We start from the raw sequence: 9,717 nt of genomic DNA on the forward strand, positions 1-9,717 counted from the left end.
CCTTGTAAAGAGAGCATCGACAGCGTGGCTATTATTACTGTGCTGATGCAAGTTAATAACACGTACTAATTAGCTAACAATGGCGAGTGGCTTTGCGGTTTTCCACACACCTCGGGTAAAATCAGGGAAGTTTTTGCTATTACTGCGATCGTTAACCGAATCAACAGAAAGTGGGAATACAGCAGACCAAGAAGCAGCGTCATACACATCCTGATCAAGCGCTTCGCCATTGCGAAGACAATAGACCATGCGCCAAAACATTAAAAAGTCCATGCCGCCATGGCCACCATTGCGCTCTGCTTCATCCCCCATTTTTCGCCATAATGGGTGATCATATTTGTCATACCAACTGCTCATATCGTGATCCCATTGGTGGTAGTTACCACTACCTCCTTCTTCGAGTGCAATACGATTAGGGAAACCTGCAAATACGCCATTTGTTCCTTGAATTAAGTTATGACGAGAGTAAGGACGTGGCGTAGTCGTATCATGCTGTACCATGATAGAGCGGCCTTGAACTGTTTTTATAATACTGGTATTCATATCACCAGCGATGTAATCGAGTTGATTACGTTGATGCCCTGCGGGAAATTCTTTTCGTGCATACGCGGCGCGGCCTAGCGCAGGACTGCTAACTGAGGTTAGATAATCAAAACGATCACCTCGGTTAATGTTCATATATTGCGATACAGGACCTAAGCCGTGGGTTGGGTAAAGATTGCCATTTTGTTTAGCATGCCAACCTGTACGCCATGACCCTGTCTTGTGCTCAATTTCTTTCATTTGCCAGCGTAGCTCATGAATATAAGCCGCTTCACCGTGCAATAGCTCACCAAAGATACCTTGTCGAACCATGTTTAATACCATCAGCTCATCACGGCCATAACACACATTTTCCAGCATCATGCAGTTCTTTTGTGTCCGCTCAGCGGTATCAACTAACAGCCATGCCTCTTCGACGGTTGTTGCAGCAGGAACTTCAACCCCCACATGTTTACCGCTTACCATCGCATCAACGGCCATTGGCGTGTGCCAAATCCACGGCGTCGAGATGATAACTAAGTCAATATCATCGCGTGCTAATAAATCGCGATACGCATAATCGCCTTTACCATAAGCCGCAGGCTTAGGAAGCCCTTTTTCTGTAACAATATTGACAGCCCTATCCAAGACCTTCTGATGGGTATCACAAATGGCTTTGATCTCTACACCATCAATATGACAAAAATGCTTAACAGCACCAACACCGCGCTCTCCAACCCCAATGAATCCCACTCGTACAACATCTAGTTTATCTACCTCTAAACCCATCACTGATTTAGTACCGCCCCCCTGTAGTATGGGGGTGCCAGTGACACAGGCTGTGGCCATTCCAGCGGCGGCAACGCCCATAGCAGATTGAATAAATTGTCGTCGGTTTAGTGGCTTCATCTATACGCTCCAAAAGATATGAATCATGTCAGCACTTGTTAGTTGTAAGTAAAGGTTGTTAACAAGTTGAGTAGTGATGCTAATTATTAACCAGTGAAAACGACAAAATCAACAAAGAAACCTTCACAAACTTTCGAATGAAAACACCGAAAACATCAACAACAAAAATAAACAAACAAAATCAACAACTTGAAAACGAAAGACGTTTAACAAATAAACAACAAGCCACTATTGAAAGCAAACGAAAGCTTCGTATAATGTTATTTACTTGGTTAACGGGAGCGATTTTTCATGAATACAATAAAAAGGCGACACGATATTGTTCAGTTAGCCCTTAGTGAAGGTAAGGTATTCGTCAACGATCTTGTCTCACGCTTTGGCTATTCCGCAGTCACTATTCGCTCAGACTTAAACTATCTACATAAAAAAGGGTTATTGATTAGAGCGCGAGGTGGAGCTATAGCGTCTAACCGTATAAGCCAAGAGTTGTCTGTTGATGAAAAGCTTCACAAAAATGTACATATCAAGAGAAGGCTAGCACAAAGCGTTTGTGAACTGATTGATGAAGGCGATGCCATTATTCTGGATTCAGGAACGACAACCGAAGAAGTTGCAAAGTGTTTAGCTAGCTTTAGGCGACTAGTCGTTATGACCAACGGATTAAATATCGCACAAAATCTACTCCATTCTGATGACTTTGAGGTCATGATGACAGGAGGTACATTAAGAAAAACATCAATGTCATTTTATGGACGTCAAGCAGAAGATAGCATCGAACGCTATTACTTCGATAAAGTGATTCTGGGCGTTGACGGTATCGATTTTAACTCAGGGATAACAACGCATTTCGAGTATGAGGCTATATTAAATCGCACCATGTGTGACGTAGCCAAAGAAGTTATTGTCGTGACTGACTCCTCTAAATTTAATCGTGCTGGTATTCACAAAATTTGTGGTTTTGATCAAATTGATACATTCGTTACCGACTCAAAGATTCCAGATGCATTCGCACAAACGCTCGAGAAGTCAGGCGTTAAGCTCATTATTGCGTAATAAACCCGACTATATAAGGTATTTTAATGAATCACTTTCAACAACTGATGCAACACAATAGGCAAGGTAAACCAACAGGAATCTATGCCATTTGTTCAGCACACCCTTTAGTTATAGAGGCAGCTTTAGAACAAGCTAAAGCTGATAGTACACCTATACTCATTGAAGCAACCGCTAACCAAGTCAACCAATTTGGCGGTTATACGGGCATGACCCCACAGGACTTCTATCAATATGTTGTTAATATTGCAAAGTCTGTCGAATTTCCCACTCAGGATATCTTTTTAGGTGGCGACCATTTAGGCCCGGTATGTTGGAAAAATGAAAGTGCTCGCAGCGCGATGGAAAAATCAGCAGAACTCATTAAACACTATATTGCTGCTGGCTTTAAAAAAATTCATTTAGACTGCAGTATGCCTTGTGCAGATGATACCGTCCCTCTCGCGAATGAAACCATTGCACAACGCGCCGCCGAGTTATGTGCAGTAGCAGAGCATACGGCTCAAGAAGTCTTCGGGCAGAGTGATATTGTGTACATTATTGGCACTGAAGTCCCGCCGCCCGGTGGTGCCGATCATCAAATAGAGAGCATTGAAGTCACCAGTCCAGATGATGCAAAGCAAACACTGCTGGAGCACCAACATGCGTTTCATGCACGAAGGTTATATTCCGCTTGGTCACGCGTGATAGGGTTAGTTGTTCAACCAGGGGTAGAGTTTGATCATACGTCGATAATTGATTATCAACCACATAAAGCACAAGCACTTAAAGCGATTATCCCACAAGTAGACAACATCGTATTTGAAGCTCACTCTACTGACTATCAAACACCAGAAAGCTATCAGCAATTGATCCAAGATCACTTTGCGATCCTGAAGGTCGGTCCTCAATTAACCTTCGCCTTGCGCGAGGCCTTATTTGCATTAAGCAATATTGAAACATACCTTATCGAAGCACCATTCCAGTCTAACCTCAAAGCAGTTTGTGAAAAGCAAATGCTCGAACAGCCGGGACATTGGCAACCTTTTTACCAAGTAGATAGTACATTACAACCCCTCTATCGACAATTTAGTTATAGTGACCGAATTCGTTATTACTGGCCAAATAAACAAATCAATCAGGCAACTGAGCGCTTATTTACTAATTTAGAAAACGTAACAATTCCCCTACCTTTAATCAGCCAATTCATGCCTGAGCAATATCAAGCAATACGTTCAGGCGTTATTACAAATTCACCTCGAGCATTAGTGAAGGCCAAAATTAAGCAGGTCACGCAAAGCTATGCTCAAGCCTGCTGGAAACAAAGCGCTTAGCGCTTAGGATAAAACATGAATACTTATTTAAACCATTCGATCAACGAATTAGACAAAAATAATGCCGTTTGGACAGCAAAAGAGATCCAACAACAGCCAGACTCATGGCTAAAGGCCGTCGATATTATTAACACGCAACAAGCAACCATTGATGCATGGCTTAAGCCTTTATTGGCTCAAAGTAAGTTACGTATTATCCTCACAGGCGCTGGCACATCAGCGTATGTTGGAGAAACAATTGCCCCTGCATTAACCCAGTCAATGACTAGACAAGTTGAAGCCATTAGCACAACAGATCTTGTTGGTAGCCCGCACCAATATCTGTTAAAAGATACGCCAACATTGCTCGTTTCATTTGCACGTTCAGGTAATAGTCCTGAAAGCGTTGCTGCCGTGAGTATTGCCGATCAACTAGTAGACAACTGCTTTCACTTAATTATCACGTGTAATGAAGACGGGGCGTTAGCTAAGCAATCGGCTATTAAACAGAATCAGCTTTGTCTATTAATGCCCGAAGAAACACTCGATAAAAGCTTTGCGATGACCAGTAGTTTTACCTCGATGATGTTAAGTACACTTTACATCTTCGCTCCTAATAAAGAGCAACTGGCCAACACTATCGCAGCGACTCGTTACTTATTAGAGCATCAACTAGACAATATTAAGCAACAAGCCCATATTCCATTTGAACGAATCGCCTTTCTAGGCAGTGGCGCCCTTAAAGGCATAGCAACAGAAGCAGCCTTAAAAATGCTTGAGCTAACCGCAGGTCAAGTTAATTGTTATGCTGAATCACCACTGGGGTTCCGTCATGGCCCTAAGTCATTAGTCGATTCACACACCATGGTCATTTTATTAGGCAGCAATGACCCATACTGCCAACGATATGACAGTGATCTGGCCATTGAATTAAACAATGATAAGAAAACAGAACACCTTTATTACCTAACTGCTCAACAATTACTAGGTGATCAACAGCTAGAAGATGTGTGGTTGGCATTTCCATTCATCGTTTATTGCCAAATATTGGCGTTTTATAAGTCATTAGTGTTAACTATTACGCCCGATAACCCGTGTCCGAGCGGTGAAGTTAATCGAGTAGTACAAGGTGTGGTAATACACCCATTGAAGGATTAATCAATGATATATGGTTTAGACATTGGCGGTACAAAAATTGAAATCGCCATCTTTAATCAGCAGCTAGATCTTCAAGAGCGACGCCGAATTCCTACGCCAAAGATCAGCTATAGCGCATTTATCGACGCACTTGTGACCTTAGTGACTCAAGCTGATGAAAAATACTGCGTAAAGGGAATTATTGGCATTGGGATGCCCGGTATTATTGATGCTAATGGGCTATCGTTATCGGCAAATATTCCTTGTGTTAACAACAAGAATGTTGCGCATGATTTGGGTAAACGCTTAGACCGAAAAGTAGCGATTGAAAATGACTGCCGCTGCTTTGCATTATCTGAAGCCGTGGATGGTGCGGGTAAAAACTATAGCAACGTCTATGGCGCCATTATCGGCACTGGTGCTGCGGGCGGCTTTACAATTAATCAACAACTGTATACCAGCCGCCAAGGTATTGCTGGTGAGTATGGACATATGCAACTTCCAGCCTCGTTACAGCAGAAATATCAACTGCCAATCAAAGCCTGTGGCTGTGGTCTGCCTAATTGCTTTGAAGGTTATATCTCAGGCCCGGGCATTCTCTTTTTGCACCAACATTTCGGGGGAGATGCTGTCGATGTACCAACATTAGTGAAACGTTGGCATGAAGGCGATGCATTAGCTACTATCACCTTTGAATGTTTTCTCGATATTTTGGGTGCAAGCTTTTCAACCATTGTTATGGCCTACGACCCTGACGTCATTGTGATGGGAGGAGGCATTTCGTTGATAGAGCGAGTCATTGAGCGCCTACCCACTCATATAGAAGCCCATTTGTTCACTAACTTTAATAGCCCACAGGTCATTCAAGCACAGTTTGGCGATGCTAGTGGTGGCCGCGGCGCAGCGATACTAGCGAGGCAACTTCATGCAGTCTAATCACTACGCGCTAAAAGCAGCCACAATCGTCGGTGAAGATAACAATTACACTGACCATTATCTTGTCATCAAAGCAGGTGTAATTAACGCTATCACAGCATCACTCGATCCCGCGATCCCTTGTATCGATCTAGGTGAGACAACCCTTGTTCCTGGCTTAATTGATTTACATATTCACGGGCGGCAAGGGTGTGACGTTATGGATGCGACAATGACGTCGATGACAACCATTTCGAACTCACTAGCCAGCCATGGAGTAACTGGCTTTTTAGCAACCACCGTGACGAGTTCGTGGCAAGAAACCCTGGATGCTATGAAAAATATTGGCCAAGCTTCCCAGCAAACGATGTCTGGAGCACAGGTTCTTGGTGGTTATAGCGAAGGGTTATTTTTTACTAATGAGCATAAAGGAGCCCATAACGAGCAATACTTTCTTGAGCTAACCCACCAGCGAATAGACGATTTAATTAACGCTTCAAATCACCACTTGAAGGTGCTCGCTTTAGCGCCAGAGATAGCTAACGCGTGTGAAATGATTGAATATTTAAATGAAAAAAAAATCAAAGTAATGCTGGGGCATACCGATGCTACTTATGATGAAACACTTGATGCAATCAATGCTGGAGCATGTGGTGGGGTACATGTTTTTAATGGTATGCGAGGGATCCACCACCGTGAACCCGGTTGTACTGGTGCAGTATTAGTTCATAACACCAATGTTGAAGTCATCGCCGATGGTATTCATTTACACCCAGCTATCTTAAAAATGATCTGTCAGCTAAAAAAACAGCAACAAATTACACTAATCAGTGATTGTAGTAACGCTGGCGGTTTAGGCGATGGCCACTATCAACTTGGAAAAACGGCCATCGAAGTTAAAGACGGGGTCGCCCGTACCCAATCAGGCTCTCTTGCAGGCAGCACATTAACCTTAGAAAAGGCTGTATTTAACCTCTCCAACATGGCAGAAATTGAACTACGTGATGCAATCCATATGGCCAGTTTATCCCCAGCACAATTCTTAGGGATTGATAAAACTGTCGGTAGCATCGCGCTTGGCAAGCAAGCGGATCTTGCAATACTCGATCCCCACGGCAAGGTCCAAGCCACCATTATTCAGGGACGCTGTATCTACAATGCAGCACAGGAGTCACTTTCCGATCACCTTAACAACATCGCTTAGCTATATTCCTTCAACATAATAACGATAAGAGGACAACATGAGAAATTCACTCAAACAGCAAGCTATTGCCAAAGCTCAAGGAGGTTATCAATGGAAACAACGTTAACACCTGAATACTCAAAAACATCAACAGTTTGGCCGATGACAATCATTGGCATATTGTTTTTTATTTTTGGCTTCGTCACTTGGTTAAACGGGTCACTAATCCCGTTTTTAAAAATTATCTGTGACTTATCTACCTTCCAAGCTCTATATGTCACACTGGTTTTTTACATCGCCTATACCGTCATGGCACTACCTGCGTCTTGGCTATTATCCAAAATCGGTTATAAAAATGGCATGGCTGTCGGTTTAGCCATCATGGTAGTTGCCACACTGTTATTTTTACCCGCAGCTTATCAAGCCAACTATCTATTTTTTCTAACGGGCTTGTTCATTTTAGGCACTGGATTAACCATATTGCAGACGGCCGCAAATCCGTATTTAGTCATTTTAGGACCCAAAGAAAGTGCAGCGATGCGCATTAGTATCATGGGAATTGTCAACAAAGGCGCTGGTGTTATTGTTCCATTAGTCTTTAGCGCAGTGATCTTATCAGACATTGGTGATGCCTCAGAGCAAGCACTTTTGGCATTAAACGAACAAGAACTTCAAGCATTATCAGAACGATTAATTATTCCTTACCTCTATATGGCGGCAGTCTTAACGTTTTTGATAGGCTTAGTGAAGTTTTCGCCGTTGCCTGAAATTACACCCGAACCGCAACAAGAAAGCGACAATAAATCAGGGATTTTACAATTTCCTCAAGTCATTTTAGGCGCGATTGCTTTATTTGCTTATGTCGGCGTTGAAGTAATTGCTGGAGACACCATCGGTCTGTTTGGTTCAAGCTTAGGCGTGGATAACTTTGCGATTCTTACCTCTTATACCATGGCATTTATGGTATTGGGTTATATCATAGGTGCAACGTGTATTCCTCGATACTTATCCCAAACGCATGCGTTAATTAGCTCGGCGATTGCGGGGGCGTTGTGTGCTATTTCCGCGGCGATTAGTGCTGTTGATTCTTCATCAATCAGCCAGTTGTTGTGGGGATTCACTAGCATCCCAACCATTCCTAATCCGGTCTTTTTTGTCGCATTGATGGGGCTTGCCCACGCACTAGTTTGGCCATCAATTTGGCCGTTGGCACTCGATGGGCTGGGCCGCTTCACCGCTCAAGGTTCAGCATTGCTGATCATGGGAATTTCAGGAGGAGCTTTGCTACCGATGGTATATGGTGCACTCGCTGAAATAACAACTGAGCAAAGTGCTTATTGGGTTGCCCTACCCTGCTATTTGTTCATTTTATTCTATGCGTTAAAAGGCCATAAAATGCGGCAATGGCGTGCTTAGAAACACCCGGCCACTGATATTCAATCAGTGGCAATTTCTCTTGCTCACTCCCTGGTATTACTCTGCAATAATAATGCGTATACCATAGCTTAATAAGGTTTGAACAATATCATCAGGAATACCATCATCGGTTACTAGGGTGCTTACATCCTGCAAGTCTAATATTTTATGTACCCCCACAGCATTGAACTTCGATGAGTCAGTCACAACAATGACCTCACGTGCTGCACTACACATTTTGCGGTTAAGCACACATTCCGCCTCGAAATGGGTTGTAATACCGACATCTAAATCAATGCCATCAACACCTAAAATTACTTTGTTAAAATGATAACGTGATAAGCTCTCTTCAGCTTGACTACCATAAAAAGACAGTGACTTTTTACGTAAGGTGCCACCTGTCATTAATACCTGAACACCAAGAGATTTAGTTAAGTTCTGCGCAACATTCAGTCCATTGGTCATCACAACGAGGTTTTTAAACTCGCCCAAACATAATGCAAGCTCAGCCGTTGTTGTTCCCGAGTCTAAAATGATTGCATCATCTTCCTCAATTAACTGGCTCGCAGCTAATGCTATTTTCTTTTTGATTTCAGCATGCTCATTATATTTATCATCAATGGATAACTCAGGGCTAATACGATTACATGCAATGGCACCGCCACGTGTACGTATCAGCAACCCCCGTTGATGCAAAAAATTAAGATCTGAACGGATAGTAACGGCAGACACATTATATTCCGTCACTAAATCACTGACCGCTACCTTTCCACTTCTGGCGACACTCTTAACAATATGCTGACGCCTTTCAATCGTATTCATGGCCGTAACATCCATCCCTTATGTTTCTCTAACACTGTCAATTATTTACGGTATTTTACGTAACATGATAGCGCTTTGGTATCTCTTTGAGGTTAATTTTTTAATAGGCCAACACTTAAACATGCATTCTACGGGAATGGAGAGAAGCAACGTGCACTTCAGTGCCTCTACAATACAAGAGATATAACGCCACCGCCTTAATAAACCTTAGTTTCTCCCCTTCAAGGTCAACACAAAACCCCCATCGACTGGGCTAAAATGAACAATTAATCACCATTTAGCTAAATTACTTGATTAATAAGGATGACGAGCCGAAAAAAAATGCTTATACTTATCGCCGCTTAGACAGCTCTGTCTAAACACCTAAATGGCCCCTTAGCTCAGTTGGTTAGAGCATCTTTATAGGGGTAAAACTTACGAAAGTAAGAAAAGTAAAGCTTTTATAAGGCTTACAGGTTTGGTAGACTT

Annotated in this window: 8 protein-coding genes; 6 read left to right on the plus strand and 2 right to left on the minus strand. The window is 42.7% G+C overall.

The genetic code is table 11. From position 1 onward, the window contains the following. Positions 1–69: 69 nt before the first annotated feature. Positions 70–1,431, minus strand: a complete 1,362-nt coding sequence (locus Q8W26_RS06265; RefSeq protein WP_101214343.1) for a Gfo/Idh/MocA family protein — start codon at positions 1,429–1,431, stop codon at positions 70–72. A 291-nt stretch (positions 1,432–1,722) separates the two neighbouring features. On the opposite strand from Q8W26_RS06265, the gene agaR (Q8W26_RS06270) reads away from it, so the two are divergent. The 6 genes from agaR (Q8W26_RS06270) (at position 1,723) to Q8W26_RS06295 (ending at position 8,427) form a co-directional block, all read left to right on the plus strand. After that, positions 1,723–2,484: a transcriptional repressor AgaR gene (gene agaR / locus Q8W26_RS06270; protein WP_101214344.1), complete on the plus strand. Its 762-nt coding sequence runs from the start codon at positions 1,723–1,725 to the stop codon at positions 2,482–2,484. A gap of 26 nt (positions 2,485–2,510) precedes the next feature. Beyond that, positions 2,511–3,797: a D-tagatose-bisphosphate aldolase, class II, non-catalytic subunit gene (locus Q8W26_RS06275; protein WP_305472749.1), complete on the plus strand. Its 1,287-nt coding sequence runs from the start codon at positions 2,511–2,513 to the stop codon at positions 3,795–3,797. A gap of 15 nt (positions 3,798–3,812) precedes the next feature. Next, on the plus strand, positions 3,813–4,934 hold the full coding sequence (locus Q8W26_RS06280; RefSeq protein ID WP_305472751.1) for an SIS domain-containing protein: 1,122 nt from the start codon (positions 3,813–3,815) through the stop codon (positions 4,932–4,934). Positions 4,935–4,937: 3 nt separating this feature from the next. Continuing rightward, positions 4,938–5,849, plus strand: coding sequence for an ROK family protein (locus Q8W26_RS06285; protein ID WP_305472753.1), 912 nt, complete (start codon positions 4,938–4,940; stop codon positions 5,847–5,849). Next, positions 5,839–7,032, plus strand: coding sequence for an N-acetylglucosamine-6-phosphate deacetylase (gene nagA, locus Q8W26_RS06290; RefSeq protein ID WP_305472755.1), 1,194 nt, complete (start codon positions 5,839–5,841; stop codon positions 7,030–7,032). Before Q8W26_RS06285 ends, nagA begins: the two co-directional genes overlap by 11 nt. Before the next feature lie 90 nt (positions 7,033–7,122). Next, positions 7,123–8,427: a sugar MFS transporter gene (locus tag Q8W26_RS06295; RefSeq protein WP_305472757.1), complete on the plus strand. Its 1,305-nt coding sequence runs from the start codon at positions 7,123–7,125 to the stop codon at positions 8,425–8,427. Between the two features lie 57 nt (positions 8,428–8,484). Here Q8W26_RS06295 and agaR (Q8W26_RS06300) read toward each other — a convergent pair whose 3' ends face one another. Then, positions 8,485–9,249: a transcriptional repressor AgaR gene (agaR, locus tag Q8W26_RS06300; RefSeq protein ID WP_305472759.1), complete on the minus strand. Its 765-nt coding sequence runs from the start codon at positions 9,247–9,249 to the stop codon at positions 8,485–8,487. Between the last annotated feature and the right edge of the window lie 468 nt (positions 9,250–9,717).

The organism is Psychrobium sp. 1_MG-2023 (assembly GCF_030689115.1).
Taxonomy (GTDB): Bacteria; Pseudomonadota; Gammaproteobacteria; order Enterobacterales; family Psychrobiaceae; genus Psychrobium.

Excerpts from the sequence above, each read along its gene's own strand:
- agaR (WP_305472759.1), bottom strand. The coding sequence starts at position 9,249 with ATGAATACGATTGAAAGGCGTCAGCATATTGTTAAGAGTGTCGCCAGA.
- agaR (WP_101214344.1), top strand. The coding sequence starts at position 1,723 with ATGAATACAATAAAAAGGCGACACGATATTGTTCAGTTAGCCCTTAGT.
- Q8W26_RS06275 (WP_305472749.1), top strand. The coding sequence starts at position 2,511 with ATGAATCACTTTCAACAACTGATGCAACACAATAGGCAAGGTAAACCA.
- Q8W26_RS06265 (WP_101214343.1), bottom strand. The coding sequence starts at position 1,431 with ATGAAGCCACTAAACCGACGACAATTTATTCAATCTGCTATGGGCGTT.
- Q8W26_RS06295 (WP_305472757.1), top strand. The coding sequence starts at position 7,123 with ATGGAAACAACGTTAACACCTGAATACTCAAAAACATCAACAGTTTGG.
- nagA (WP_305472755.1), top strand. The coding sequence starts at position 5,839 with ATGCAGTCTAATCACTACGCGCTAAAAGCAGCCACAATCGTCGGTGAA.
- Q8W26_RS06280 (WP_305472751.1), top strand. The coding sequence starts at position 3,813 with ATGAATACTTATTTAAACCATTCGATCAACGAATTAGACAAAAATAAT.
- Q8W26_RS06285 (WP_305472753.1), top strand. The coding sequence starts at position 4,938 with ATGATATATGGTTTAGACATTGGCGGTACAAAAATTGAAATCGCCATC.